Source organism: Methyloterricola oryzae (genome assembly GCF_000934725.1).
GTDB classification, from domain to species: domain Bacteria; phylum Pseudomonadota; class Gammaproteobacteria; order Methylococcales; family Methylococcaceae; genus Methyloterricola; species Methyloterricola oryzae.
The window spans coordinates 530,491-556,968 of sequence record NZ_JYNS01000002.1 but is presented as its reverse complement, the minus strand read 5'-3'; the positions used below and the strand labels follow the sequence as shown (position 1 = coordinate 556,968).

Sequence of the window (26,478 nt, the reverse complement as noted above, 5' to 3'; positions counted from 1 at the left end):
CGGGCAGCAGCAGGCCAAAGTTGGGATCGGTATTGCCATTGTAGCCGGAGGTGCCGGTGCCGACGGCGGTGGTGACGGCGCCGGTGCTGGCATCGATCTGCAGGAGCGCATCGGGCGCGTGGGCGCTGGCGAAGATGAGGCCATCGGCGTTCTGGACCACGGCGATGAGCGTGCCGGTGGCGGTGCCGGACGCCAGGGTGGTGAGGGTGCCGTTGAGGCCGACGCGGCGCAGGCCCGCGCTGCCGTCGGCGATGAGGAGGTTGCCGAGGGGATCGACGGAGACGCCGTTGGCGGCGCTGAGGCTGGCGCGGGTCGCCGCTCCGCCATCGCCGCAGGGGGCGGCGCTGCAGGCCTGGCCGTTGCCGGCGACGGTGGTGATGGTGCCGCTGGGGTCGATACGGCGGACCCGGCGCAAGCCGGAATCGGCGAGATAGATGGAGCCGTCGAGTCCGACCGCCAGGCCGCTGGGGGAGTCCAACAGGGCGGATGTGGCCGGCCCGCCGTCGCCGCAGGCGTCGGTGGGGGACGGGCACCGCGTGCCGGGGATGCCAGCGATGACCGTGGCAGAACCGCTGCCTATCTGCCTGACCGTGCCATCTTCGAAGGCGGCGTAATAACCGTCCCCCGAAAGGGATGTATTCCAGGTCGGCGGTGCGGTCACAACGATCGCAGTGGGTTTGCCTAGGGCTGTGGCATCGAGGAGGGTGCTGGTGTTGGTGGGGCAGGCGCCGCGGCCGGACGCGGAACACGGGGCCGGGATGGGCGGCAGATTGCTATTGCCGGGAAGCAGATGGCCGGTGCAGCCAGCCGGTATCACTGAGCCGGCCTTGCCGTCCGGGCAGGCGGTCACCGTGTTGAAGGAGACACCGGCCAGGGTGCTCGCCAAAAAGGGCACGGGGCCGTAGGTTTCGCTGGAACCGAGGGCCAGCTGCCACTCCCAGTTGGACGGCGTTCCGGTCCCGGCGGTGCACCAGGAGTTGGCGGTATCACCGCAATAGAGCCAGGCCTGGTCGAAATTGGTGTCGGTCAGCACGGCATTGGTGAGACCAAAACCGGGCAGGTAGGTGCCGCTGAAGCTGGCGTTGTTCAGCTTGGCGCCGGTGAAGTTGCAGGCGACGCAGACGGCATCGTCGAAGCGCGCGCCGATCAAGGTGGCGCCGGTGAAATCGAAGCCGCCGCTCTGGGTGGGGTCGCTGGCGAGGACGGCGTTGGTAAAGTCGATGTTGGAGAGGTCGGTGGCGCTGTTGAAGGCCTGCCCGTTGCCGTAGAGGTGGGCGCCATGGAACACCGCGCCGGTGGCGGTGGCGCCGCTGAAATCGACATCCCGGCCCATAGCGCTGTTAAAGTCCGCTCCCGAGAGGTCAGCGCCGACGAACTTGGCGCCGCTGAGGGTGGCGTTCACGAAATTGGCGGTCTGGAGCTTGGTCTGCTGTCCGGAGAAATTTGCCCCGGACAGGTCGGCATATTGGAATGTCGTGCCGGCGGCGTTGACATTGGTGAGACTGGCATTGGTCAGCGTGGCCAGGGACAGATCGACCCCGCTCAGGGTGGCGCCATCAAGGTGGATGCCGGTGAGATCGACGGCTTCACCCTGAACACGCAAGCCGGTGAAACTCGCCCCCGCCAGGTCCGCGCCAGCTAGCGCCTTGCGATTGCCGGCGGTGGCGATCACCTGCGCGCCGGCCCAGTCGATCGTGGCGCCAAAGCGTATTGTTCCCTTCAAAAGGTCTCCCGCTGTGTCCAAGCCCAACTGACTCCCCGGGAACCAGGGGGGACACGCCGCCGATGAAGGTGCAGATTGTACCAAGACCCCGGCAAAGGAAATGCCCATCAGGCGGCTGTTGGCGAATTGCGTGCACCCTAAAAAAGAGTTGGCGAAGCTGGGCGGAACCTGGTAGTGGATCGAATCGAACCGGGCGGCGCCCAGCGCGCTATGCACGAACTGCGTTCCGTCAAGGGTGACGTTGGCGAAGGATACGTCACCCAGAATAGTGTTTGAAAACGTCACCCCGCTGAGGTCCGCACCGTCAAATGTGAAAAGTGAGGCTTCGCCCGTGACGGCCATGTTCGGCATCTTTGTATTGGTGAGATCGCCGACGAAGCTGATGATTCGGCCCGGGGGGTTGTCGGTGGGATCTACATCGCCAATCAGGGTCACACTGGCGTTGGGGGCGAACTCGCAACTGCGGCACGAATGGTACTGGTGCAGCATGCTAAGAGAATCCATGACGCGGATGCTGGTCAGACCGCTCCAGTACTGATATCGGCCGGTGACGCCAATGGGGTTAAGCGGTGGCGTGTCGTCGTCCGTAGCGAAGTTAAAGAGGGGTTGGGTGCCAGCGGGTGGCGCGTTCACCGCACCCCAGGGGATGATCAGTGAATCTGCGAGGCCGGTCTCGCCGTCCGCGCCATAAAATGCCAGCGCCATGCCCGGAGCGACACTGATGGCGTTGGGCAGGATCGCAGGGATTATGCAGTCAGAGAAGGACGAGTAGACATCATCGTCAGGCAGTTTTAGCACTAAGGTGTTGTTCGTGAGATCAGAGTGATAATTCGACCAGAGCACCGCGCCGTTGGGCGGCGGCGCAGGTGGGGTCGCGGAGGATAGGCATTGGTACGCCGAGACCTTGATGCTGATAAGTGCGCACAGGGTTCCTAGTAGGATCCCAATTCGGTAGTGGCGTTGCTCAGGCATGTCAGCTGACTCCGGTTGGTGTTCTGCCTAAGTAGAAACCGTGGCAACGCGCGAAAGGCCGGATTCACACCAGGCCTTGAATGCCTGAAAATCCAGCGAGCAACCAACGACACGTCCTGTGAAATATCCCATCCATTCCCCGCTTGCGCTTAATCCAACCCGGAGAGAGCCTTATGTCTCACCGACGCACATTATCCGCATCGGCCGTGAGAACGTCGATTCGGAAATCCAAAAAATCAATTCAAAGCGAATATGACGATTAACGCCTTTCCTCTTAAGTAAGAGAACTGCTGATTCTGGCTATCGCTACGGAGATTTTGAACCGGACCAAGCGAATGCTATAGATACCGAATTCTCCAGAAGGAAAAAGGCCTGTCAACCATGAAATAATTAAGGGAATAATTTCCCTAGGCAGGTAACGTTGCAAGCTTTTCTGGGTTCACCCACCAGTGGTTCCGGCAACCTGCGAATTGCCGGCCATTCCTGATGCAGAGCGGGCCCGTGATGATGATTCTGGACCATATTGATGGGTTATGCGGCACGGTAAGTATTTAGCCGGATTCTAATATTGTGGCGAGATGATTTACTAGGAGTACGAACAGTGTTGCAAAATAGTGTGGCTTGTATCGTCGGCGGCGATATTATTGATCTGGTTTAGGCATTGCGTTTTGCGTATTCGTGAGGCAGTGCAGGGCGTTGACTTTGATCTGTAATGAATACTCTGATGTGAATTGACCCTATCATTTAGTTCGGTGGCTATTTCGACGCTGCCACTAAGTATCGGGTCAAATAATTTCAAAATTACCTGACTTTTGCCATGTCTCTTGCCTGGTGTTTCGCTCCGAGTTTCCAATCGCATGATGCAAAGAATCGTAGGAGGCCCGAGCTTTATGCAGCGGGCCAGTGAGTTTGTCAGTCCGTGTGCCGGCTACCGCACTTTAAGGAACGCTTGCGGAGGCTAACCAGTCTGCCCTCAATCGCGAAATTTCCCTGTATTCGGAGGATTTTATGGATACAAAAAGTTCATTTGCCGTTGCAAGACGACTGCTTGCGCTCTTCTTTGGGTTTTGTGCGGCCTCGGCTTTTGCTGGTCAAGACCACTCAGGCAAGAGGGCCGAGCGGAGTCACTGGCATGCCGATCCGCCCGCGCTCTACACGCTGGACAGATCCGCTTCGGGGGTGATTCAGACCGTCAACAACATTCTCAACATGACGGTGGTGTCGCGGGACAGCAGCGACCTGAAGGCGGAATACCGGGCGGGGTTCATCCAGGGCAAGCTGCAGGGCGGGACGATCCTGTCCGCCCGGGACAATACCTGGGATGTAGCCTACCTCACCGATCCCTCCCACAACTTTCCCAAGCAGCACAGCCCGACCCAGGGGCCCAGCCCGTCCGAGCTGAGCAATGCCGCCGGGGTACTGAACGCCAACTACGCGGCATTCCTGCAATACCTGAAAAGTCCTGGCACCGAGGCGCTCACGGCCCACCGGTTCAAAAGGTTGCTGTTCCGCATGCTGGGCATCTATCACGGCGCAGTGCGTGGCCAGCCGGCGGCGCTGGATTTCTCGGGAAACTGGCTGCCGGATGGCAGTTATTTCCAGCCGGCGGAACTTACTCTGGGTTATGAGACGCCGGATCTCAGCTTTATGGATGTCTATTTCCTGAATGCCAGCAACGACCTGATGGACGTCCTCTCGTTTTCGCCCGAGGCGGCGCCGGGCGGGGTGCGTTCCGGCGATCACCCGGACAAGTGCTCGGCCTTCCTGAAGCGAAGCGGTAACGAGGTGATCCTGACACACAATTCCTGGATAGGCTTTCTCTCCCAGACCATGACCCAGACCCTGGCCGTGAATGGCGACATCACCACCATGAACGCCATCGGCCCCGGGCAGATCGGCTCCGCCACGGATTTCGGCTACAACAACAAGGGGTTGATGTTCAACGAGACCACGCTCCGCATGTCCCGCAGCCAGGTGAAGCCGTTGGGAATCTGGACCTTCTGGCGGGCGGCCCTGGGCGAGCAGTTTGCCGGGTCCATCGACGAATTCTTCGACGCCATTTCCCTGGATGACAGCGGCTCCTATTTGAACGGCTACATGCTGGTGGATGCCAACAGCAACGAGACCGGGCTGGTGGAGATGTCGTACCGCTGCTTCGTGTTCTACCGCTCCAATGGCGGCCCCTATGCCGTGAGCAGCAAGAGCATGGACGGGCAGCTCTGCTCCACCCAATACGACAGCGAGATGGTGACGCACGAATACCTGATGGGCATCAACTACCCGGCCTCGCTGCAGGTCCGCAGCGACCTGCAGTCCACCGACAATCGCCCGGCCCGCAAACAGCAGTTCAAGCAATTGTTGCCAGGGGTGCACACGGTGGAGGACGCCCGTCGCGTCATCACTTACACCGACCCGAATAACCCGCTTTCGATCTTCGGGCGCTGGGACCTGGGATATGGTCAGACAGACTATCCCAAGCAGGTTCCGGACGGGGCTGCCGATGCCAAGGCGGCTTCGACGGCGATGGTCCGTCCTTTCATGGACCTGTCAGGCATTCTCGACCTGCGTTCGCCCGCTAGGGGCTTTTGGATGCTCTACGGCACGGCTCACGTCAACGGCGAGCCTTTCATCTGGAGCCGCTCATCCTGGAGTTGGCAGAAACTGCGTGACGTGCCCGACCGGCTGGACGGGCGCTTCACCCTGATGTCGCTGTTTCTGAGGTAAGAGGCTGGGACAGGAGATATCTCGCCTGGCTTTATGAGCCCCGTCGACCGGGACGCACGCCGCCGATGGGGCCTTTGGTCAGATGCTGTAAGCAGGCTCCCAGCGCGCCGCCAGAACCTTGCCGCGTATTTCCTCCGGGCTGCTTGCCGGGGCGACGCCCTCTTTTTGCGCCTGCGCGGCGACAGCCATGGCTACTTCGACAGCGAGGCCGCGAATCTCGCGTACCGGAGTCAGAAGGCCTTGCGCGGGGTCCTTCAGCGCCGGCGAGTGTTCGCCCACCGTGCGCGCCGCCGCCAGCATCATGCCGTCGGTGACGCGGCGCGCCCCGGAGGCGACGATGCCCAGGCCCACCGCGGGAAAGATCAGCACGTTGTTGCATTGGCTGATGCTGATGGTTTTGCCCTCGTGAGCCACGGGGTCGAAGGGAGATCCGGTGGCCACCATGGCGCGGCCCTCGGTCCAGCGCAGCAGATCGGCGGGTTTGGCCTCGGCGCGGTCGGTGGGATTGGACAAGGGAAAGATGATGGGCCGCTCGACACCCTGGGCCATCTGCCGGACGATGCCCTCGTTGAAAGCGCCGGTCACAGTGGACAGGCCGATGAGGATGTTGGGCCGCACCTGCTTGACCACTTCGTCCAGGCGGTAGACGCCATCGGATGAGGTGGCCCAGCCGTTGCAGCGCTCCAGGGATTGCGCGTAAACCGCCTGATCGGGAGTGAGTTCCTTGCGTTGGGTGTGCAATAACCCGTCCTTGTCCACCAGCCAGAAGCGGGCGCGCGCCTCGTCCTCGGAAAGTCCCTCGGCCACCATGGCTGCGCGCAGGTAATCGGCGACGCCGATGCCCGCCGACCCGGCCCCCAGGAATACGATGCGCTGGTCGCGCAGTTGGCCGCCGGCCGCCTTGACCGCGCCCATGGCGGCGCCCAGGGCGACAGCGGCGGTGCCCTGGATGTCGTCATTGAAGGTCAGCAGGCGGTCGCGGTATCGCTCCAGAATAGGGCGAGCATGCGGGGTGGCGAAGTCCTCCCATTGCAGGCAGGCGCCGGGCAGTTCGGCTTCCACCGCCTGGACGAACTGCTCGATGAATTCGTGATAGGCCTGGCCGGTGATGCGCTCATGGCGCCAGCCCAGGTATTCCGGGTCGTCGAGACATTCCTGGTTGTTGGTGCCCACGTCCAGCACGATGGGCAGGGTGCGTTCCGGATGGATGCCGGCCACCAGGGAATACAGGGTGAGCTTGCCGATGGGGATGCCCAGGCCGCCGGCGCCCTGATCGCCGATGCCGAGGATGCGTTCGCCGTCGGTCACCACGATCACGTCCACATCGCGGTTGGGGCGATTGCGCAGCAACTCGCCCATCCTGTCACGCAGGGGATAGGAGAGGAACAGGCCGCGCGGGCGACGGTAGATATGGCTGAAGCGCGAGCAGCCGTGGGCGACCACCGGGGTGTAGACGATGGGCATCATCTCCTCGATGTGCTCCTGCAGCAACCGGTAGAACAGGACTTCGTTGGTGTCCTGGAGGGCCCTGAGATAGATGTGCCGCTCCGGATCGCTGGTCTTCAGCTGGTAGGCCTCGTAAGCCCGCAGCACCTGTTCCTCCAGGGTTTCCACGTGGGGGGGCAGCAGGCCGTGCAGCCCAAAGCGGTCGCGTTCCGCCTCGCTGAACGCGGTGCCTTTGTTGTAGGCCGGATGGTGGAGCAGGGCCATGCCCTGCAGCGTTCCTGCCTCAGCAAAACCCGTGGTGCCGTTTGTCATGGTTTGCGGTCCTCCTTAGACCTGGTGGAGCGGTGATGGAAAGCCGGTGCGCGTCCTCAGTTCTCCGCCGCATGGATGTCCTCGCTCTGGTCCTTGCCCAGGTCCGCCGCGAGGAAGTCGCCGCATTCCGGCACCTCCATGTGGAATTTGGAGGTGACGTCGATGTCGATGCGGGCGTCCTGCATGCTGAAGTCCAGCACGTGCCCGCCTGAGGCCAGGTCCGCCGCGAGGAAGTGCACGTGGTAGCCGGCCACATTCAGCCCTTGGGCGTAGTCGGGAAAGCGGAAGCCCACAAGGGTACCTTCCACGTCCTCGAAGGTGAATTCCGGTTGATGCTTTGCCACTTCCACCAGGGGCGGGTAGGGCTTGTTCTGTCTGGGCACCGTGCGCACGCGGATGTGGTCGAAGCGCGCCTTGACCTTGATGGCGTAGAAGATGTTGCGGCTGGGAACGGCCTTGTCAACGCTCTGCTGGAACTGCTTCCAGCCCACCTGCTCCTCCCACAGTACCTTCACCGTCGGGTCGAAGAACATCACCACGGCGAAAGGCGTCTTGGCGGCGGGGTCCACCGGGTAGGCCTTGCCGTCGCTCTTCATCTGGAAGAAGCGGCCGTCGTAGGCAATCATCTCGCCGTCCAGAGCATTGAAAGTGCCCAGGCCGAAATCCCCGAGCCTGGCCAGTTCCGCATAGGTGATCTCGCCGTCGTAAACGCCCTCCATGAGCGCGCCGATGGTGGAGGCCTGGTGGATCGCCTGGTCCTCGCGGCCGGGTGGATGGAACAGGTCTCCCTGCTGCTGGTGAAGGCGGAAGGCCTGGATGAAGGCGTCGTCGATGGCCATGGCGGTCATTCCCTCAGTGCAGTGCGGCGGCTTCCACCGAATGGACCAGCTCACCATTGTCGCGGTAGTCGATGGGCACCTCGATCACCACCGGACCCTCGGCTGCCAGGGCCTGCTTCAGGGTCGGCACGATGGCGTCGGCCTGCTCGATGCGCAGGCCCACCGCCCCCATGGAGCGTGCCAGGCCCACGTAGTCGATGGGACCGAAGTGGCAACCGAAGCTACGCCCAAAGTCGCGTTCCTGCAGGGCGTGGATCAGGTTGTAGCCATCGTCGCGCCAGATGCAATGGACGATGGGCAGTTTCAGGCGCACGGCGGTTTCCAGTTCCATGCAGGTCATCATGAAGGAACCGTCGCCGGACACCGAGACCACCTTGCAGCCCGGCCGCGCGAGGGCCGCGCCGATGGCCCAAGGCAGGGAGACACCCATGGTCTGGTGACCCATGCTGAACAGCAGATGGCGCGGCTCGAAGCAGAAGAAGTGGCGGGCCATCCAGATCTCGTGGGCGCCCACGTCGCAGGTGACGGTGATGTCGTCCGCCAGGGTCTGACGGAGATCGTGGATGAAGCGCAAGGGATGCACCGGACTGCCCGACAGCTCCGCGCCCAGGGCCTCCTCGGCGGCGAGCCAGTCGCGTGCCGCCTTGACCTCCGGCCTGGGCGCCAGGGGCGTTGGACCGATGAGATCGGCCAGGGCATCGAGGCTCCCGCCGATTGCGCCGGTCAGTTCCACATCCGGCCGATAGCTGCGTTCCACGCCGGCGGGAATCTCATCCAGGTGCACCAGGTGCACGCTGCCGTCGCCGCGCCAGGCCGAAGGATCATATTCGATGCTGTCGTAGCCGACCGCCAGCACCACGTCGGCCTTCTGCAGCACCTCGTCCGCCGGCTGGTTGCGCACGTAGCCGACACGGCCGATGAAGCAGGGCAGGTGCTTGCGCGACAAGGTGCCGGCCGATTCGAAGGTCATCGCCGTGGGCCAGGGATGGCGGTCGAGGAAGCGGCGCACCGCCGGGGCGATGGCGGCTTGTCCCGCCCGCACACCCAGCAGCAATGCGGGCGCTGCCGCGCGGGATAGGACGGCGGCGGCCTCTCGCAGCATGGCGGGCGCGGCCGCCCCCAACACGGGTGGCGGAACCCAGGGCGTGGGCAGCGGTCCCGGCAGGGTGGCGGTCGCCACATCCACGGGGATCGAAACATGCACGGCGCCCGAGCGGGGCAGCATGGCGATGCGGAAGGCGTTGGCCAGGATCTCCGGCAGGGTGGCGGGATCCTGCGCCTCCACGCTCCACTTGGTGATGGGCGCGTAGAGGGCCACGGAGTCCAGGTTCATGTGGCTCTGGCGGAATTGCATGCGCCGCGGCACATGCCCGGTGATGATGACCACCGGGTCGCGATCCTCGGTGGCGGTGGCGGTGCCGCAGACGGCGTTGATCAGACCGGGGCCCGAGGTGGTCAGCACCACGCCCGGCATGCCGGTGATGCGGCCCATGGCCTGGGCCATGAACACGGCGCCGGTCTCGTCGCGGCAGAGGATGTAGCGCGGGCCACGCCGGGCCAACACGTCCAGGATGGGCAGCGCCGCGCCCCCCGGCACCCCAAACACGTATTCGACGCCCAAGGCCTCCAGGGCATCCACCAGTATCTCGGCGCCGGTTACCGCCGTTGCATCCGTCATAGTGTCACCTGCTTTCCTGAAGGTGGGGCCGGTTCCGTGGTCCGCATCGAAAGCTGATTGTCCTTGCGGATGCGCGCGGCCTGCCGGCGGGCTTAGTAAAGCGCAGGAAGGCGAGACATGTCCAGCCTTGTTCGCGTCCCGCGTGCTGGGTCAAGGGCCACTAGTTGCGTTTGATGGCAGGCGGCTGCACCGGGGCGATGGAGCCGGCTGCCAGGATCTCTTCGCGCAGTCCCGACAGGGGAGGGTAGATGCGTTGCCGGTTGATGGTCTGCTTGGTCTTTTTCGCCGCCTCGCCCGAAGCGACCAGGCGACGCTCCCAGCCCTCGGTATAGACCGCACCCGCAGGCCCCAGGTCGACGACGGTGACATAGGGCGCCAGTTGCAGGGGCAGCATGGGCATTCCGAGCAGGTCGCAGACCGCGTTATGTCCCGCGTAGCGCCCGGTCTGGCGACTGTGCTGGCAGGACATGAGCGTGGTGTGGCCGTCGCCCGTGTCTGCCCAGCCCATGTCGCCTGGGGCAAAGCAATGGGGCAGACCCTGAACCCTGAGGTAGGCGTCGGTAGCTAGCCGTCCCAGGGCATCGGTAGGGAAGGCCAGGTGAGCGGTGAGCGGGCTGGCGCGCATGCCCGCGCACCAGACGACCGTGGCGGCGGGCAGGTCTTCCCCGGAATCCAGTCGCACGCCCGCTTCGGTAAAGGCGACGATCTCCCGACCGAGCAGGATTTCGACGCCCAGGCCAGCCAGCGCCTCTTCAATCACGGTGCGGGCGGCCTCGCCCATGCCGGAAAAAAGCCGAGGGCCGCGGTCGAGGAGGATGACGCGCACGGCGCTTTCGGCTCCGCAGGCCGCGGCGATCCCCTGCAGCCGCTGGGGTAGCTCCGCAGCCAGTTCCACGCCGGTTGCCCCCGATCCCACCACGATCGCAGTGAAGCGGCCCGGCGCATCCGCGCGAGTGGGAAGTTGGTGCAGGTGCTCGGTCAGACGCAAAGCGGCCGGGTAGGTGTCCACGTCGAATACCCGTGCCGCTAACTCCGGGTGCTCGGGTCGCGCCAGTTCGCTGCCCAACGCCAAAATCAGACGGTCGTAGGCAAGCTTGCTCGGTCCGCCCTGCTGGAGAACAGTGACCTGTTGCCGCGCCACGTCGATAGCGCTGATTTCGCCTTCGATGCGCCCCACGCCGATGGGGCCGAGCACGGCATCCAGTTCTACGCGCGCCTGGGAAAGGTCCGCTTCGTAGTTACGCACTCGGATGCTGTGGTACGCGTCGCGATTGACCAGGGTCAGTTCCAGCTCATCGGGGCCAAGGCCCAGTTCATCGCGCTTGCGGGCGGCCGCCATGGCGCTCGCCAGCCCCGCGAAGCCGCCGCCCAGGATCAGGATGCGTGACATGGCGAAACTGGTCGCGGTGTGTGCCGATCTCGAGTGGACGGCGTGTTGAGGCAGTGCATGGCTGTTTACAGTTTGGAAACGTCGAACTGCCTGAAGTTGCCCAGGCTTACCTGCGCATTGCTGGCTGTGCCATCCGGTGCCAGCAGGATGACCGAGATCGCCTGGTCGGCGCTGGGCCAGCCGATATTGAGGGTGGCATGTTGTGTGGCCCCCGGCTGCAGATATTGGCTGTCCACGTAATAGGCCAGATAGTCGTTGATCTGTATCTTGAGGATGCCCTGACCGCTTCCGGAGAATGTGTAATCGAAGGAAATACCCGACCAGTTGCTGTTCTTGCTGTAGGTGCCATCGAATTGGGCATCTTGGCCTGTTCCCAAGCCGAGCTGAATCGTGCTGACCGCAGGATTGTTCGGCAAGTCCGCATCATTGATGACCAAGCTGTCGAAGGTCACCGAGGGTGTCAGCGTGAAAGACGGTTGCTCCAGGCAGGCCTGAATTGCGGCACTGTAATCAAACCGGCTCCAGGACTGCTCCCAGGCCGGTGGCAGCGCCGATGGATCGCCGCCGAGCAATGGCGACCAGGCAAGGCCTCCGTTACTGGAACCGCTGCAGGGCTGGCTATTGGCTTGCGCGTACCAGGCCGGCGGATAGGCGTGCCAGTCACTCAGGTCGAATGAGGAATATGGATAGGCGTAGAGTTGGGTATCGATCAGGTCGCCCAAGGGCGAGCTGCCGTCGATCTGCATGGGCTGGTAGGCGATGCCGAAGGCGGAAAAGTAGTTGTCGATGAAGGTCCCGTTTCCGGGGGTCTTGGATATGGCTAACTGCGGGAAGAAGTGCCAGAGGTAGTTCGTCGCGCTCCCTTCATCGGACACCTCGGACTCGGGCGAGTCGAACACGGTCAATTGCTGAACGGAAGGGCCGCCTTGTTGCTTGAGTCCGACGGCAGCCAGCGTCGCCACCTTGCTGCCGTGACTGTGCCCGAGCAGATGAAGCTGCCCCGCGTATGCCTGCCCCAGGACGGTGTTCAGTGCCGACGCCAGGCGAGCGCCATTGACGTTGGTCAGGGCCTCGGAGAGATAAGCCTGCTCGGGGATGCTGTTGCTCAGGGTGGACGTGGTTGCCGAGTCGTCGAGCCAGCTGTAGGCCAGGACCACCGCATCCGGATCGGCCTGGACGATCTGCGCGGCCAGTCCGCCGGCGGGCGCGATGGGAATGCCGGCCTGCGAAATCGCCGTGAACATCCAGATCGACGCGGGGCCCGGGTCCGGACTGGGTGCCGGATAGCTCCCCCCGAATCCGGCGGTCTCCCACCACTTGAGTACATGCCCAGGCAAATACGCATCGACCCAATCGCGGTAGCCGGGGGCCCAGCCGTGGGTGATGACGTAGACGTGCTTGCCCGCCGCGATGTCCCCTGAGCTGACGGCCACATACTGGCCGTCCGCGTGCTCCGCATCGGCCGGAATGTAGCGGGCCAGGCGCTCGACCGGGTCGATCTCGTTGGTCACCTGCGCTGTCAAGGCAAAATTGGTTCCGCGCCCATGCTCCATGCTACCGGACAGCGAGTAGACGGTGCCGGGCAGGGCGTCGGATGAGTCCGGCCAAGCCAAGAGTTGTCCGTCGCGGCCGGCTCTCGCTTCGATTCGGGAAGCTACGCCCGTTTGCCGCGACAGCAGCAGGTCATCGAAGCCGTCGCCGTCCGCATCGGCGGCGGTGATGCCGTGGATGTCATGGGTCCCCGCCTCGGTTGGCTTGAAGTCGAGCAGGGGCGTCTGCGTCAAGCCGGAATGCACCTTGACGCGGCCCCGTCCGCCTTTGCCGGCGCCCAGTACCAGATCGACGGTGCCGTCGTGGTTCATGTCCCCGGTCGAGACGTAGACGCCGCCCCGGAAACTCCGCCCAAATGCCAGGTAATTCGCCAGTTCGCTTTGATCGTCCGCCGAGAAGACCTTGATTCTCGGAGTCCCGCCTATACCCGGCGCCGCAACGATGTCCGCCTTCAGCCGGCGCCTGAAATCCCCGCTGGTAACCCGGACACCGCCGCGAAAACCCGGATCGAAGGCCAGGAAATCCGCCAGCAGCGAACCGTCCTTGCCGCTGAATACGCGCACGCGCGGTGGGTCGCCGGCCCCGGCTCCGGCGATGATGTCGGCCGCGCCGTCGCCATTCACATCGCCGCTGGCGAGGTTGAAACCGCCTCGATAGCTCGAAGGAAATGCCGGGAAACGGCCGACTGCGCCGGCCATCGGCGCGCCGGTCGCGCCATCGAAGACTCTCACCAGTGGACGGCCGCCTTTGGCGGGCGCGGCGATGACATCGGGTGTTCCATCGCCATTGACGTCGCCCACGGCGACGGTTACTCCGCGCTTGAAAGCGGAGCCGAGTGAGCTGATCGAGAACTTCAGCCGTGCTGAGCGTACTTCCAGAATATGGACGACGGTTTTACCGCCCGACTTTCCGCCCACGGCAATCCAAGCCTCCGCCTGTGCGGCGGTTGCCTGGGCATGGAAGAAGGTGCCCGGCAAAAGCGCGAGGGCCAAACGAATGGCGAATGCGGAGGGAGGAAACTTCGTGCTCATGCGTACATCCTTATCACTGCAGGCTCTGGTGCGGAGGAGCGAGTATAAACCTGAGGCACGGTTGCCATCACCGGTTTTCTGCCGCGCAGCAGGCCCTCTCACGAGTGGCACACGTCTGTAGCGCACTTATGGTAGGCTTTGCGTCACGCCTTTCCTCCGCAGGGAATCACCGGTGAGCAAGCGCGCTTCCCGTCAATCCGAGTCTTTCTCAAACCGACGCGGTTCTTTCCAATCTGCCGCCATGCCAGAGCTCCCTTCCGCGGCCCGGCTGACCGGCGCGTTGGCCTTCGCGGCCCTGGCCGGAGGCTGCGACCCGGTGGTCAATGTCTACGGTTCCTTCTTTCCCGCCTGGCTCATCTGCCTGTTGCTGGGTGTCGCGATAGCGGCTGGCCTGCGCCTGGTCTTCGCATTGACCGAGTTGGAAGAACACATGGCCCCGTTGCTCCTGGTCTACCCCAGCCTGGCGCTGCTGATGGCATGTCTGTCCTGGCTGCTGCTGTTTCGCAATTGAGGGGGCGCCGATGAATGCCTGGCCCGACAGACGCTGGATTGGCCGTTTGCTGAGCCTCGCCATCGTGGCCGCCGCCCTGGCAGTGGGCTTTTACGTAACCTGGATCGGATATCGCGAGCCGCGCACCGATGACGCCATGGTGCGGGCCAATTTGGTGGGAATTGCGCCCCATGTGAGCGGGCCGCTGCTGGAACTGAAGGTGGTGGATAATCAGCGCGTTCGCGAGGGCGATCTGCTCTTCGTGGTGGACCCGCGTCCCTTTCAGCTGGAACTGGAGCGGGCGCAAGCGGCACGGCAGTTGGCGGCCAGCGAGGTGGAGGCGATCAACGCGGCGATTGCGTCCGCGCGCGCCGAAGTGCACAGGACGGAAGTCGAGGCAGGTTTCGCGGGCGGCCATGCGCGCCGGTTGAGCAATCTGCTGGCGGGCCAGTTCGTGACCAGGGACAAGTACGAGGAGGCGCTGACCCACCAGCGTTCCAGCGCCGCCGCACACCAAAAGGCCAAGGACGAACTGACGCGGCAGGAACGCCTGCTGGCCGAAGCCAATGACGTCAACGCGCGGTTGCAACTGGCGGACAACGCGGTGCGCCAGGCGCAGCTGAATCTGGACTACTGCCACGTGCGCGCGCCCTTCGACGGTCTGGTCAACAACCTGAATTTCTCCGTGGGTGAATACGCCCGCGCCGGCCAGCCGGTCTTCACCCTGGTGGACGCGCGCGACTGGTATGTCATGGCCAACTTCCAGGAGACCTACCTGGAATCCATTCGCCCGGGGATGCAAGCGGAGGTCTCGCTGCTCAGCTACCCCAAGCGGCGCTTTCGCGGCACAGTGGAAGGCGTGGGCTGGGCGATCTACGAGGGCGACGGGGCCATGGTGCAGGGCCTGCCCCGGGTGCAGCCCACCCTCAACTGGGTGCGCCTGGCCCAGCGCATCCCGGTGCGGGTCCGGCTGGATGCGGTGGACGCGGAACACCCGTTCCGCATGGGCATGAGCGCGGTGGTGACCATCACGGCCGGCGCCAAGCCGGATTCGCCCTGAGATCGGATATGGAGCTCAACGCTGCCCGGCCGGCGGACCTGAGTTGGGAGCGCTGGCTGGGCCGTTTTCTGCGCCTGCAACTCGGGCCCACCTCGCTCCGCAGGCGGCAGGCCGCGCGCATGGCGCTGTTGAGCGTGGCTTCCGTGCTGCTCATCTTCACCCTGAAGATTCCGGAAGGGGAATTTCTGCTGGTGACCCTATTCGTGGTCATGCAGGGAGCCAGCCCCGAGGCCGCCTGGCGCAAGGCCTGGGAGCGCTTGCTGGGAACCCTGGCGGGCGGCCTGGCCGCGCTGGTCGTCATCGTCATGGTGCCGGACCAGCCCTGGTTGCTGCTGCCATTGCAAGCCGCGGTGGTCTTGGCCGGCATGTTCTGCTATCAGGCCACCCGCATCCCCTATGTCTTCATGATCGGCGTGATGACCTTCCTGATGATCGTGCCCGGTTATGTGGTCGATCCTGCCCTGGGCATCGAAAAGGACCTGTGGCGCATCGGGTTGGTGGCGCTGGGCTGTCTGCTGGGCGGAGCGGGGCAGGCCTGTTTGTGGCCTCGGCAGCAGGAACAAGACCTGCGGCGCGATCTGGTGGATCTGCTGCGCATGGCGGAGTGGGCGCTCCAGCAGTATGCCAGCGCCAGGAAGGCGTCGCACTGGCGCCATGCCAGCGAACGGCTGGAACTCGCGCTGGAAGGTTTGAGCGCCCTGGAGTCCGACCCGGATGAGGCTGGATCGGGGCGAGGCGTGGTCGAGGCGGTGGAATTGCTGGGCATGGCGGTGCTGCGGCTGGGCCACTGGATCGAATACCGGGCGGAACCGCTTTCTCCGGCCGAGCTTGATGGCTTGGCCGCGCTGTTGCGGACGAGCGAGCAAACCCGCGCCAGCCTCGCCGGCCGTGCCCGGCCCGCACAGGAACACGACCCGGAGGCTCAGTTAGCTCCTGAAATCCCTTCGCCCGAGTTCCGCAGGGAGCTGGGAGAGATCAAGCGCGCCTTGCACGTCATCAGAGAAGAAGCGAGTCGACCGCGATCGAAACTTGCTGGTCGGATCCCGAAAAGCTCGGGTCCGCGTCAGCCCATCTTTGTTGCCAAGGGTGCGCTGGTCAAGCGAGATGCCGTCCGGTTCGGCTTGCGGGTCGCCCTCGCCATTTCCCTGTGCACGGTGATCGCGGAGGCCCTGCTATTGCCCGGCGCCTGGACCAGCGTGCTCAGCGCGGCGACGGTTGCCACGGGCAGTGCCGGCGCCAGTGTCAACAAGTCGCTGCTGCGCGCGCTCGGCGCCTTGCTCGGCGGACTGGGCGCATTCGCCGCCATTGCCCTGTTCGTCCCCAATGCCGAGAGCGTGGCGCCCTTCCTGTTCGCGTGCGGCCTGCTGTACTACCTGGGAGCCTGGATACAGGCGGGCGGCAGCCGGATCGCTTACGTGGGCATGCAATTCTGCATCGCCCTCAGCCTGGTGCTGGTCAACAGCGTCGCGCCCAGCACCGATATCGAGCCGGCGACGGCGCGTCTGTTGGGAGTCCTGATCGGCGTCGCGGTGATGGATCTGTTCGAATGGAACCTGTGGCCGGCAAAGGCCTACCCCGTGTGGCGCAACCAGCTGGCCGCAGGCCTCCGTGTCCTGGCGCAGGCGCATCGGCACGCGGCGGCAGGTAAGCCGTCCGAAAGCCTGGCGGCCCTGCGGCGGACGGTCCCGGCTGTGGATGCCCTGTTTGGCCTGCGTGACCATGTGCTGCTGGAGAAGGCGCTGCTGCCCGCGGCCTTGGCCGATGCCCGCGCGCAACGGGTGGCCGGGAGCAGCCGCCTGTACCGGAGGCTGCGCATGCTCACGCGGCTCCTCAGCCTGCGGCGCATGAGCCTGGAACCGGCCGCCTGGCCGGACTCAGTCAGGCAGCACGTCAACCGGGCGGATCAGTTGCTGGCGGAGACGCTGGAAGGGCTGGCGGAACGGGTGGCTGGGCAAGCAAGCGCGAGTGCCGCTGTCGGTGCGCCAGGACTGGGCGAGGGGTTCGACACGGTGGAATTCAAGGCTGGATTGCGGCGTCTCGGTTCGACGGACCGGCAGGCGCTGGGGGAATTGACTTTGCTGCTGCGCGAACTGGTCCCGCTCCTGGAGGACTTGGCGCAACTGTGGCCAGCGCCTGATACGGCTATGCCGGCAGCGATGGCGACTTGTCCTGACGGCTCAGTTGCTTCCTGAGGCAAAAGCCAGGGCGGCGGATGCGGTCAGCAATTCGGCGCGACTGTCGATGCGGGTGGTTCGCGCCTGCGACAGATCGCGCTCGGCGGCCAGCAGTTCGACGATGTTATTGAGGCCGCTGCGATAGCCCTCCAGGGTGCCGGCATAGGCATCTTCGGCCGTTTGCACCAGCGCCTCCGCGTAGTTGATCTGCAGTTGAGCCGCCTTGACGTCCGCGTAGGCTTTCCACACCTCCCGCAGGGCTTTGAGCTGCTGGCTGTCCAGTTCGGCCTTTGCCTGCCCCGCCCGTGCTTCGGCTTCCCGCACGCCATGCTCGCGGGCATAACCGTCGAAAATATCCCAGGAGAAGGTGAGAAAGGCGTTGTAAATCGGCTCAGCGTAATCGTAGGAGCGGGCATTGACGGAGGGTCGGAAGCTGCCTCCGGTGCCGCCCACGGAGGCGGCCAGGCCGATGGTGGGGAGATAGGCGCTCTGGGCTTTCCGCACCTCGGCCTCGCGCGCCCGCAATTCAGCCAGCTTGGCGGCCAGGTCCGGACGCTGCTGCAGGGCGCTGTCCATGACCTGTTCCACCGCGTCCGGCAACTGCGGCGCTGGCTGCTCCGACCATTCAGCCAGCTTGAGCGGGGCCGCGGGCGAGACACCCAGGGCTTCCGCCAGCGCAGCTCGCTCGTCGGTGAGGTCGCGCCGCGCGGTTTGCAGATCGAAATTCGCGCGCGCCAGTTCCTGGCGGGCGAGGAGCAGGTCGGAGCGCGTCGCCAGTCCGTGGCTCAGGCGCACATCGGCCGCGGTAAGCACTGACTGGGCCGTCGTCACCGTGGCCTGGGCCGACTGGAGTCGGGCCTGCAGGGCCGCGGTCCGATAATAGTGGCGCTGCACCGCGTAGGCGATTTCCTGGTGCTTGCGATTGAACTGCCAGTTGAAGCGCAGCAGTTCCTGCATGGCGCTGTCCAGCTCCGCGTCGCGCCGCCCAAAGTCCATCAAGGTCCAGTTGAGCAGCAGGCGCGTGGTCAGCGAAGGGCCTTCGGTGTACACCGGTCCCAGGGCCGTGCGGCTCTCGATGCGGGAATAGCCGCCAAAACCCGCCAGGGCCAGGGACGGAAGGAATCGTGCCCCGGCGATGCCCGCCCGGCTGGCGGCCGCCTTGGCTTCCTCCCAGGCCTGCCGTGTCTGCGGATTGGTTTCCTGAGCCAGATCGATCAGGGCTGCCAGATCGTAGGTTTTCTGTGCATCGGGGGCGGCGGGCAGGGAGGGTGCGGTTGCCGTTTCCCCCCAGCTCATCGGCGCTCGCGGTGGATGCCAGGGCCGGGAATGGCTGGCAGGCATGTATTCCTGCGGATCGGGTGGCAGGCTGGGGAGTCCTGGCCCGGCGCAGCCGCCGAGCAGACACAGGTGCAGCAGTATCAGGCCGGCAAGGCGAGACCGGTGAGCCTTTGCTCGATTGCCTGGGCCTGCGGCGAAATGGAATGAATGGGTTTTGGCGAAACCGAAGAACATGGGCCGGCGCAGTGCATCCTGGACTGATCGATCCTGCCAGACGCTGTGAAGGATCCGTTGCGCGATACCTTAGCGCATTGCTGGCCTGGCGCAAACCCGTGTTCACAGGTCCGGTGGGCACACGTCGAAGTAAAAATTGGGAGCTGTCGACCTTTGTCCTCAGCCATCGACCGCACGGCTTACTGTGATTTCTCGCTCCGACGGCGGTGCTTGCTGCGGCTTGACGTCTTTCAGCCATAATAGAGGACTCCTAACGCCCTTCCCAGAAGTCAAGAGCACCCGTTCTGTCGGGTGGAAGCCGTCGCGGGCGTTCTCCGCGCCGACAATTCAGTTGACCACTTGCACGCAGCCGGGCATGGGGGAACATGGGACAACAACAAGAGCATCCAGAGGAATATGTATGAAGAGGTCAGCAATACCAACGCTTGGAATGTCATCCGTCGCCTTCATGCTTCTGGCGTCATTGGGCGCACCGGCCTCCATGGCCATGGAAGCTCCATCGGCGGATCTGTCGATGCATGCTGGTCACAGCGCCGGCCATGCTGCGCGACCCGCCGCCGCACCGCCGGCGATTTCGGCGAGCGAGTCGGGGGACTTCGTCCGCGATAAGCCGTTGAACGAGCCTCCTAAAATCAAGAGTCGCAACGGCAAACTGGCTGTCACCCTGACCGCGCGGCGCGCGCGGGTGCGCATCAGCGGCAAACTGGTCAACGCCCGGGTGTATTCGGCATCCGCCAATGGCAAGGTCTATCCGGCCGCCTACATGCCGCCGGTGCTGGAAGTGCAGCCCGGCGACAATCTGCGGGTGACCCTGGTCAACAAACTGGGCGAGCCCACCAATCTGCACACCCACGGATTCTTCATCTCCCCGGCGGGTAATCAGGACAATATTTTCGTGGACCTGCCGGGCGGCAAGACCTTCATGTACAACTACTTCATCCCGCAGGATATTGCACCGGGCCTGTACTGGTACCACCCCCATTACCACACCCTGGTGGAGGAGCAGGTGTTCGGCGGGTTGGCGGGCCTGCTCTATGTGCGCGGCCTGGAGAAGCTGCTGCCCGCCAGCCTGCAGGGCATCACCGAGCGATTCATGGGGCTCAAGGACTTTCAGTTGAATGACGGGAACAGCATCCCCGCCAACAATATCGACTCCTCAGCGCCCACCAACCGCACCATCAATGGACGCATCCGGCCGGTCATCAGTCTGCAGGCCGGGGAGACTCAACTCTGGCATTTGGGCAACATCGGCGCCGACATCTGGTATGACCTGGAACTCGCGGGCTTGACGTTAACCGTGATCGCCGAGGACGCCAATCCTTTGGACAAGCCCCTGACCACGGACCATCTGCTGATGGCGCCGGCCAAGCGCTATGACGTGCTGGTGCAGGCGCAAAAGCCGGGCAATTACCAGTTGATCACCCGCGCCATGACCACGGGGCCGGACGGGGACGATTACCCGGAAGTGCTCATGGCGAAGGTGAAGGTGACGGGAACGGAGAAGGCGCCGGTGGCGCTGCCTGCGACCATCCAGGCCCTGGATGATCTCTCAGGTGCGACGATTGCGCGTCAGCGTATCTTCGACCTCACCGAAAACAACGACATCGGGCAGTTCTTCATCAACCAGCGCATGTTCGATCCCAACCAGGTAGACGCCACGCCGGTGATCGGCACGGTGGAGGAATGGATATTCCGGAACAATACCCATGAACTGCACCCCATCCACCTGCACGTCAACGACGCGCAGATCGTCAGCATCAACGGCGTGACCCAGCAGGCGCGTTCCTGGGTGGACACCATTCCGATCCCCTATATCTACAAGGACGGCAATGGCAACGACGTTCCCGGGGAGGTGGTGATGCGCTTCCGCTTCCGGAACTTCATGGGACCTTACGTCTTTCACTGCCACATCCTCGGCCACGAAGATAACGGCATGATGTCCATCATCAACGTGACCAGCCCGGGCTCGGAATAGGTCCGGATCGAAGACTTGAACCCGTCCAGCGCCACCAGCTAGAACCCAGGTTCTCTGGCGGCGCTGGATCGGCGATTTTTCACAGAATTCTCGCGAAATCTTGCCGCGATCGCTTCGCCCTCGCCTGATAGCCTTCCCTCACGCGCGTTCCCGCCTGCGAAGCATGGCGCCGGAATGGGCGCAATCCAGTGTCCACATCGTTCATGTCCGCTGTTTTACTCAGCAAGGAGAAGCAGATGATCCGGGATAAGCACAAGTTATTTCCGCTGGCAGTCAACTACCACAACATTCGCGCCGAACTGAAAACCGGGGACGTGGCGATCTTCGGCGGCAAGTACCGCCTGTCGAAAATCATCGGCTTCGTGACTGGTTCACCGGTTTCCCATGTGGCGACGATCATTCGGGAAGGCGACCGCATCAGCTTTGTGGAGGCCTCGGAAGGCGATATGTATCCGGAACGGGAGGGCGTGATCGTCAGCCATTTCTCCAACTCGATTCCGTTCTACAAGGGCAATATATGGGTCGCACGTCTGGATGAGGATGTCAGGCAGCGGGCCGACATCGAGCGTCTGAAAGCCAGCGTGCTGGAGCAGGTAGGCAAGCCCTATGACTACGCCGACATGCCCAAAGCGGGCCTGGATCTGCTGGACCGGATCGGTATCACCCGGTCTCAGGAGAACGGGACCAAGCTGTTCTGTTCCGAGTTGGTGGGCGTGGGGCTCAAAAGCGCGGGAATTTTGCCCGAGAGCGTCAATGTCAGTGAACTGTCGCCGGCGGATATCATCAAGTACAGGATTTTCAATCCGACCTACTACCAGATCAAGGCGTACAGCTACAAAGCGGTGAAACTGCCCGGATTCAACACCATTCACCCGCAGGGGCAAGCGCGGGCTGCCGCCTGAGGGGCGTCAGGCGCGCCTTATTCAGCCCCGACGGATCTGCAAGGCAAGCCGCCAAGGCGGCGATTGACGATGTGTCCGGGGCCCGATCATTTGACGCTGCTCTCATAGGCGTCTCGGTCACGCTCGTACAAGGCCTTCAAGGCATCACAGGTGGCTGTTCCCGGCCCTTCGTTGCGGATGCAGTTGTTGTACTCGCGCCGGGCGGATTCGTAACGGATCCCGGCTTCCTCGCTATCCGGGCCGCCTGTTACGGTCGGCTCGCTTGTCGCACATCCAGTCAACACGGCGATGGCCATGATCGCCAGCCAGGCGAAAGCAGTCTGTCCGGAGGGGTTTGGGGAAGAACGGTGCAATGGTTTCATGGAGGAAGCGGATGGTCTTGGGGTGGCGGAGCTACAGCAGGATCGTAATTGAAGGCTGGACTGGAGGCAATCCAAGCATTCGCCTTGTGCCGATTCGGCCATTCTGAAGTTACTCGATTACCGGGCCGGGAGATAGGCCGGAACCTCGTGCGGCGCCAGAGAGCGTTTAAGTCGAGTAAAATGACGTGGCGATACTTCCCGCCGGGGCACCTGAGGCTTGCCTGCGGCATACGATTGAAATTGCTGAATAGCATGGAACGTTGAAATGATAAAGAAGGCTTTATACTCGGCTCTTGCTGCCTGTCTGTGCTGTGCGACTTCCGCCTGGGCTGAAAGCGACATGCAGATGCAGGAAAAGGCGCTGAAGGCGCGCGAGATGAATCAGCAGGGCGGCATGGATCACTCCGCGCATGCCAATGCGGATGATGCGAGCGGCGGATTCCGCGGTGTCTTCTACGGCTACCTGCCATGCCAGGAGGAGAATTGCAAGGGTCTGAAAATGACCTTGTCGCTGAACCAGAAAAACAACTATTTGCTGGTGATCCAACCGGCCAAACCGCAAAACCGGGAGTCCTTCGAGAAGGGCAAGTACGTTTGGGACGAGGGCAAAGGCACGCTTCTGCTCACTCCGAACAAGGACGCGCCGCTGCGCCGACTTTCCATCAAGGATGCGGGTACCTTGCTCTATCTCAGCGGCGATGGCGCGGCATTGCCGGGCGATCCGGACGATTACCTGTTGAAGCGCAGCGACCAGGCGGGCAACCGGGAAATGCACATACATTGACGCGCCCCGGACAAAACCGGGGAGCGCCGGCAGGCCAGCTTACGGTGCGTCGGCCTGATGCGTCTCGATGATGCTCTGGTATGTTCCGTCTTTTTGGATTGAGCGCAGCGCCTCGTTGAAATCCTTGATGATGCGGGCATGTTTGGGATTGGACTTACTGGCCGCGACGTACAGCTTGCTCAGGCCGACGGACTTGGGCAGGATTTCCAACTGCGTTGATTCGTTGGGCAGGAATTTCAGGAAGAGGTAATTCAACGCATTCAGGTCGCCGATCACCAGGTCGTAATCGCCCTTGATCAGGCCGCCCAGGGCCGGCAGCAGGTCCGCATTGTCGATCTTGATGATGTTGGACGCGGCGGCGAACTCCTTGGGATAGGCGTAGTCCTTGACGACCCCCACCATCAGCCCGGAAAGATCGGACATCTTGCGAAACTTGATGTCGCTGTTCTTGCGCTTGACAAGCCGTATGTCATTCACCAAATACGGCTCGCTGTAATCCAGGTCCTTGGCGCGGTCCGAACTGTACCAGATGTTGGCGATGAGATCGTACACGCCGATCTTGCCCCCCTCCAGGGCCCGCGGCCAGGGCTGGTAATCGATGCTGTAGTCATAGCGGGCGCGGGTCAGTGCGGTGGTCACCAGATCGATGGCAAGGCCGTGGCCCTTGGCCGCCTTGTCCACGTAAGGAGGCCAATATTCAGCCACTATGCGGAGGTTTTCGGCATGTGGGCTCGCCGCGGCCAGGGTCAGGCTAATCCACAGAATCAGTTGGGTCCAGGCGTGTCGCATCGTATTCCTTTCAGATTTGCTCGGGGTGGGACGGGGCCTGCCTTGCGGGAGGGCTTAAAGCCTGGCTTCCAGAACCAGATTCGTCGGCGTGGATGTGGCCAGGCGGACCTGCGTGAAACCACCGGCGGTGAGAACCTCGCCGAGCTTTTTCGGTCCCGCCTGCGCGCCCAGGCCTAGCCCCACTTCCTGGGACTTGGAGGCCGGCACGCAGACCATCGTGGAAAATGAATAATAGATCTGACCCAGGGGATGCAGGTTTTCCTCCAGCCGATCACCGGCAAAGGGTTCCACCAGCATGAACGTGCCGTCCTCGGCGAGGGTGCTGGCGATGTGTCCCGCGGCGCCGACGGGATCGCCCATGTCGTGCAGGGCGTCGAACATGGTCACCAGATCGTAGTGCTTCCCTGGGAATTGCTTGGCCGTGACCACCTCAAAGATGGTGTTGGCGCCGACCCCCGCGGCCCGCGCCCGTTCGCGCGCGTGTTCGATGGAGGGGCCGTGGAAGTCGAAGCCGTGGAAGGTCGAGTTGGGAAAGGCCTGGGCCATGAGAATGGTGGACGAGCCATGGCCGCAGCCCACATCGGCGACCTTGGCGCCCGCCTGGAGTTTCTCGCGCACGCCGTTCAGGGCCGGAATCCAGGACTCGATCAGGTTCATGGCGTACATGGGCCGGAAAAAGCGCTCCGTGCCGCAGAACAGACAGGGGCTGTGATCGCTCCAGGGCAGGCCCTTGCCGCTGCGGAAGACTTCCGTCACCTTGTCCTCGTCGAAATAGACCGACATCACCGCCTGGAAAAACCCCTGCATGCAGGCTGGGTGCCCTTCGGCGGCGAACACCACGGCCTGCTCCGGCGTCATCCAGAACTTGCCGACAGCGGCATCGTAATTCACATAACCCGCGGCTGTATTGGCGGACAGCCATTCCCTAAGGTAGCGCTCGTCCATCCCGGTGCTCTCGGCCAGTTCCGCGCTGGTCGCGGGGCTGATCTCGCGCAAGGCGCTGTAAAGATCGAGCTTGTCCCCGAGATAGGCCAACAGCAGGCCCAGTGAGCCAGCCACGTCACCGATGACTTTTCCTTGGAGTTGTTCAAGTTTTTCCTGATCGAGTGCGTGTGTGGGCATGCTCATGGTCGGGCTCCTTGTGATCGGGGCGCGGGCTTTCAACGGAGGCGCGCGCGGCGGAATAATTTATCACAGTGGGCCATTGCTTTTGCCGGGCGCTGCAGGGCACAGCGGGCTTTTGACGGACGAGACCGCATAAGAACGAAACACCGGCGACGCTAAACGCTTGCGATCGCGCCAGGCAGGAGAAGGCGAACCCGGCGACAAGGCTTGTGCCTGGCCTCTTTTCCTTCATGCCAGGGTTCTATTCTTTCCCACGCTTCTCCAGGAAGCCGATGTTCCGCGCGATGGCCTCGACCCAGCATGGGCTCCCGCTGTCCTTGGTTTCCGACTTCGAGTAGGTAATGCGCGCACGCTGCCCCCGCAAACCCTCTGCCATGCTTTGCAAGGCGCTCAAGCGCAGACCGGACAGCCACGGCGCGAAGTAAAAGTCGCCTTTGTCGGTACTCAGCCGGGTCTGGTCGTGGCCCTGGATGCTGGCCGATACCACAAATGTCGGAGCCCCGTTCTCGTTCTGACCCACTTCCGGGTCGCCCTGGCCCTGATACGGCCGCGCAGAAGCGGGTTTTTGCGGAGCGGGTGCGGGCGTTGAGTCCGGCGACGGGAGCAGGGCGGCGATGCGGCTGCGGTAGGCCTGTTCCAGGCAGGCAGTGTCCTGGCAACTATTCCTGGATTTCAGCCAGGTCCGCTGCTCGGACTTTATTTGCGCTGCATCAGGCGATCGCGTCAGTGCTTTGCGGTATTCCAGGCTGAGGTTCTCATCCAGGCGGGATAGGCCGGCATTGGCGCAGATCAGCCGGTCCAGGCGGGCTTTCGCCTGGCCGCAGTCGAAGCTGGCGGCGGCGGAATCACGGGCGAACCCCAACAGCGCGAGGATCGGAAAGCTTGCAAGGCAGAGCCTCTGTACGGTGATCTTCAAGTCGGAATGCAATGGCGAAGGAGATCGCAGAGTGTGGCACACGCAACAGGAGTCGGCACGGAACTCAGTGGCCGGCGTGCCGAGATAGGTCCCTATTGTAGACAGACCGAGGGGTCCTGGCATCATTCGGCAACAACAGCAAAGGCATGGCGGCCCTCATGCGCCCCTGTCGTCGGCCTTGGAAGCACGATCCGCTTGCCGGTACGACTTGACGCTGATGTGCAAGGTCTTGGTGGCCAGATGCATTTCCCCCAGGAAGCACAGCAGTCCGGCGATGAGGGTGCCCATGGCCAGCACGAACAGCACGACCACGAGGATCGATGTGTCCAGGGCCAGGACCGCGCCCGCGAACAAGACCCCCACGATCAGGGCGATGAGGATTGCGCTGGCTACGCTCAGGAACGTCGCCCAGTTGACCCGGCTGGCTCGGCGCGTGAGTGACTGGAGTTCCAATTCCGCGCCGTTGCGTGCCGATTCCGATAATTCGGGCAGTGCAGCTTCCAGCGCACGAGCCCGGTCGACGACCCGGCTCAGCCGATTGACGAAGACGTTCAGCATGGCGCCGATGCCGGACAGCAGAAACACCGGCGCGACCGCCAATTGAATGACATGGGCGACGTTGGAGACGATGGTCTCGCTCATCTGAAGCTGCATCGGGCGATTCTCGCAAGCGGAAGCGGAAGTGTATAGGCTGCCCGGGACGAGGCGGCTATTATCCCGGAC

20 protein-coding genes are annotated in these 26,478 nt (G+C 63.4%); 8 read left to right on the top strand and 12 right to left on the bottom strand.

The window, feature by feature from the left end; genetic code table 11:
- The coding region (locus EK23_RS06155) for a pentapeptide repeat-containing protein (RefSeq protein WP_200892098.1) at window positions 1-2,695 on the bottom strand (2,695 nt) is incomplete at its 3' end.
- A 1,179-nt stretch (window positions 2,696-3,874) separates the two neighbouring features.
- On the opposite strand from EK23_RS06155, the gene EK23_RS06150 reads away from it, so the two are divergent.
- Window positions 3,875-5,419 (top strand): C45 family peptidase, encoded by a 1,545-nt coding sequence (locus EK23_RS06150; RefSeq protein ID WP_045224386.1) that lies wholly within the window; start codon window positions 3,875-3,877, stop codon window positions 5,417-5,419.
- A 78-nt stretch (window positions 5,420-5,497) separates the two neighbouring features.
- Here EK23_RS06150 and EK23_RS06145 read toward each other — a convergent pair whose 3' ends face one another.
- From EK23_RS06145 to EK23_RS06125, 5 genes are all read right to left on the bottom strand, one after another.
- Window positions 5,498-7,177: an NAD-dependent malic enzyme gene (locus tag EK23_RS06145; protein WP_045224385.1), complete on the bottom strand. Its 1,680-nt coding sequence runs from the start codon at window positions 7,175-7,177 to the stop codon at window positions 5,498-5,500.
- Window positions 7,178-7,233: 56 nt separating this feature from the next.
- Window positions 7,234-8,016, bottom strand: coding sequence for an acetolactate decarboxylase (budA, locus tag EK23_RS06140; protein ID WP_045224475.1), 783 nt, complete (start codon window positions 8,014-8,016; stop codon window positions 7,234-7,236).
- 13 nt (window positions 8,017-8,029) lie between these two features.
- A complete protein-coding gene (gene alsS, locus EK23_RS06135) occupies window positions 8,030-9,694 on the bottom strand; it encodes an acetolactate synthase AlsS (protein ID WP_045224384.1) in 1,665 nt (554 codons plus the stop codon).
- Between the two features lie 160 nt (window positions 9,695-9,854).
- The gene (locus tag EK23_RS06130; protein ID WP_045224383.1) at window positions 9,855-11,084 is read right to left on the bottom strand and encodes an NAD(P)/FAD-dependent oxidoreductase; all 1,230 of its coding nucleotides are present in this window, start codon (window positions 11,082-11,084) and stop codon (window positions 9,855-9,857) included.
- 65 nt (window positions 11,085-11,149) lie between these two features.
- The gene (locus tag EK23_RS06125) at window positions 11,150-13,666 is read right to left on the bottom strand and encodes an FG-GAP repeat protein (protein WP_045224382.1); all 2,517 of its coding nucleotides are present in this window, start codon (window positions 13,664-13,666) and stop codon (window positions 11,150-11,152) included.
- Between the two features lie 241 nt (window positions 13,667-13,907).
- Here EK23_RS06125 and EK23_RS06120 point away from each other — a divergent pair, with 241 nt between their 5' ends.
- From EK23_RS06120 to EK23_RS06110, 3 genes are read left to right on the top strand one after another with little or no spacing between them, the layout of a single operon-like run.
- Window positions 13,908-14,177, top strand: coding sequence for a YtcA family lipoprotein (locus EK23_RS06120; RefSeq protein ID WP_045224381.1), 270 nt, complete (start codon window positions 13,908-13,910; stop codon window positions 14,175-14,177).
- Between the two features lie 10 nt (window positions 14,178-14,187).
- A complete protein-coding gene (locus tag EK23_RS06115; protein WP_045224380.1) occupies window positions 14,188-15,216 on the top strand; it encodes an HlyD family secretion protein in 1,029 nt (342 codons plus the stop codon).
- A gap of 8 nt (window positions 15,217-15,224) precedes the next feature.
- Window positions 15,225-17,408 (top strand): FUSC family protein, encoded by a 2,184-nt coding sequence (locus EK23_RS06110; RefSeq protein ID WP_045224379.1) that lies wholly within the window; start codon window positions 15,225-15,227, stop codon window positions 17,406-17,408.
- Here the strand turns inward: EK23_RS06110 and EK23_RS06105 are convergent.
- Complete coding sequence (locus EK23_RS06105) at window positions 17,394-18,686, bottom strand: TolC family protein (protein ID WP_045224474.1); 1,293 nt, start codon at window positions 18,684-18,686, stop codon at window positions 17,394-17,396. The two genes, EK23_RS06110 and EK23_RS06105, sit on opposite strands and share 15 nt — an antisense overlap.
- 30 nt (window positions 18,687-18,716) lie before the next feature.
- On the opposite strand from EK23_RS06105, the gene EK23_RS23625 reads away from it, so the two are divergent.
- From EK23_RS23625 to EK23_RS06095, 3 genes are all read left to right on the top strand, one after another.
- Window positions 18,717-18,875, top strand: a complete 159-nt coding sequence (locus tag EK23_RS23625) for a hypothetical protein (protein ID WP_158002457.1) — start codon at window positions 18,717-18,719, stop codon at window positions 18,873-18,875.
- 457 nt (window positions 18,876-19,332) lie between these two features.
- Window positions 19,333-20,877 (top strand): multicopper oxidase family protein, encoded by a 1,545-nt coding sequence (locus EK23_RS06100; RefSeq protein ID WP_052807963.1) that lies wholly within the window; start codon window positions 19,333-19,335, stop codon window positions 20,875-20,877.
- A 236-nt stretch (window positions 20,878-21,113) separates the two neighbouring features.
- Complete coding sequence (locus EK23_RS06095) at window positions 21,114-21,779, top strand: C40 family peptidase (protein WP_158002456.1); 666 nt, start codon at window positions 21,114-21,116, stop codon at window positions 21,777-21,779.
- Window positions 21,780-21,865: 86 nt separating this feature from the next.
- Here EK23_RS06095 and EK23_RS06090 read toward each other — a convergent pair whose 3' ends face one another.
- Window positions 21,866-22,141 (bottom strand): hypothetical protein, encoded by a 276-nt coding sequence (locus EK23_RS06090; protein ID WP_145998569.1) that lies wholly within the window; start codon window positions 22,139-22,141, stop codon window positions 21,866-21,868.
- Window positions 22,142-22,481: 340 nt separating this feature from the next.
- On the opposite strand from EK23_RS06090, the gene EK23_RS06085 reads away from it, so the two are divergent.
- Window positions 22,482-22,925 (top strand): copper resistance protein NlpE N-terminal domain-containing protein, encoded by a 444-nt coding sequence (locus tag EK23_RS06085; RefSeq protein ID WP_235281925.1) that lies wholly within the window; start codon window positions 22,482-22,484, stop codon window positions 22,923-22,925.
- Window positions 22,926-22,964: 39 nt separating this feature from the next.
- Here EK23_RS06085 and EK23_RS06080 read toward each other — a convergent pair whose 3' ends face one another.
- The 4 genes from EK23_RS06080 to EK23_RS06065 form a co-directional block, all read right to left on the bottom strand.
- Entirely contained in the window at window positions 22,965-23,714 is a 750-nt protein-coding gene (locus tag EK23_RS06080; protein WP_045224375.1) for a substrate-binding periplasmic protein, read from the bottom strand.
- 54 nt (window positions 23,715-23,768) lie between these two features.
- A complete protein-coding gene (locus tag EK23_RS06075) occupies window positions 23,769-24,842 on the bottom strand; it encodes a class I SAM-dependent methyltransferase (RefSeq protein WP_082053972.1) in 1,074 nt (357 codons plus the stop codon).
- A gap of 238 nt (window positions 24,843-25,080) precedes the next feature.
- Window positions 25,081-25,755, bottom strand: a complete 675-nt coding sequence (locus EK23_RS21540) for a lysozyme inhibitor LprI family protein (protein WP_052807962.1) — start codon at window positions 25,753-25,755, stop codon at window positions 25,081-25,083.
- Between the two features lie 156 nt (window positions 25,756-25,911).
- Window positions 25,912-26,397: a DUF2721 domain-containing protein gene (locus EK23_RS06065; RefSeq protein WP_052807961.1), complete on the bottom strand. Its 486-nt coding sequence runs from the start codon at window positions 26,395-26,397 to the stop codon at window positions 25,912-25,914.
- Window positions 26,398-26,478: the final 81 nt, after the last annotated feature.

Coding starts and splice junctions, on each gene's coding strand:
- EK23_RS06145 (WP_045224385.1), bottom strand. CDS start 7,177: ATGACAAACGGCACCACGGGTTTTGCTGAGGCAGGAACGCTGCAGGGC.
- budA (WP_045224475.1), bottom strand. CDS start 8,016: ATGGCCATCGACGACGCCTTCATCCAGGCCTTCCGCCTTCACCAGCAG.
- alsS (WP_045224384.1), bottom strand. CDS start 9,694: ATGACGGATGCAACGGCGGTAACCGGCGCCGAGATACTGGTGGATGCC.
- EK23_RS06130 (WP_045224383.1), bottom strand. CDS start 11,084: ATGTCACGCATCCTGATCCTGGGCGGCGGCTTCGCGGGGCTGGCGAGC.
- EK23_RS06125 (WP_045224382.1), bottom strand. CDS start 13,666: ATGAGCACGAAGTTTCCTCCCTCCGCATTCGCCATTCGTTTGGCCCTC.
- EK23_RS06120 (WP_045224381.1), top strand. CDS start 13,908: ATGCCAGAGCTCCCTTCCGCGGCCCGGCTGACCGGCGCGTTGGCCTTC.
- EK23_RS06115 (WP_045224380.1), top strand. CDS start 14,188: ATGAATGCCTGGCCCGACAGACGCTGGATTGGCCGTTTGCTGAGCCTC.
- EK23_RS06110 (WP_045224379.1), top strand. CDS start 15,225: ATGGAGCTCAACGCTGCCCGGCCGGCGGACCTGAGTTGGGAGCGCTGG.
- EK23_RS06105 (WP_045224474.1), bottom strand. CDS start 18,686: ATGAGCTGGGGGGAAACGGCAACCGCACCCTCCCTGCCCGCCGCCCCC.
- EK23_RS23625 (WP_158002457.1), top strand. CDS start 18,717: ATGGCTGGCAGGCATGTATTCCTGCGGATCGGGTGGCAGGCTGGGGAG.
- EK23_RS06100 (WP_052807963.1), top strand. CDS start 19,333: ATGTCATCCGTCGCCTTCATGCTTCTGGCGTCATTGGGCGCACCGGCC.
- EK23_RS06095 (WP_158002456.1), top strand. CDS start 21,114: ATGATCCGGGATAAGCACAAGTTATTTCCGCTGGCAGTCAACTACCAC.
- EK23_RS06090 (WP_145998569.1), bottom strand. CDS start 22,141: ATGAAACCATTGCACCGTTCTTCCCCAAACCCCTCCGGACAGACTGCT.
- EK23_RS06085 (WP_235281925.1), top strand. CDS start 22,482: ATGCAGATGCAGGAAAAGGCGCTGAAGGCGCGCGAGATGAATCAGCAG.
- EK23_RS06080 (WP_045224375.1), bottom strand. CDS start 23,714: ATGCGACACGCCTGGACCCAACTGATTCTGTGGATTAGCCTGACCCTG.
- EK23_RS06075 (WP_082053972.1), bottom strand. CDS start 24,842: ATGAGCATGCCCACACACGCACTCGATCAGGAAAAACTTGAACAACTC.
- EK23_RS06065 (WP_052807961.1), bottom strand. CDS start 26,397: ATGAGCGAGACCATCGTCTCCAACGTCGCCCATGTCATTCAATTGGCG.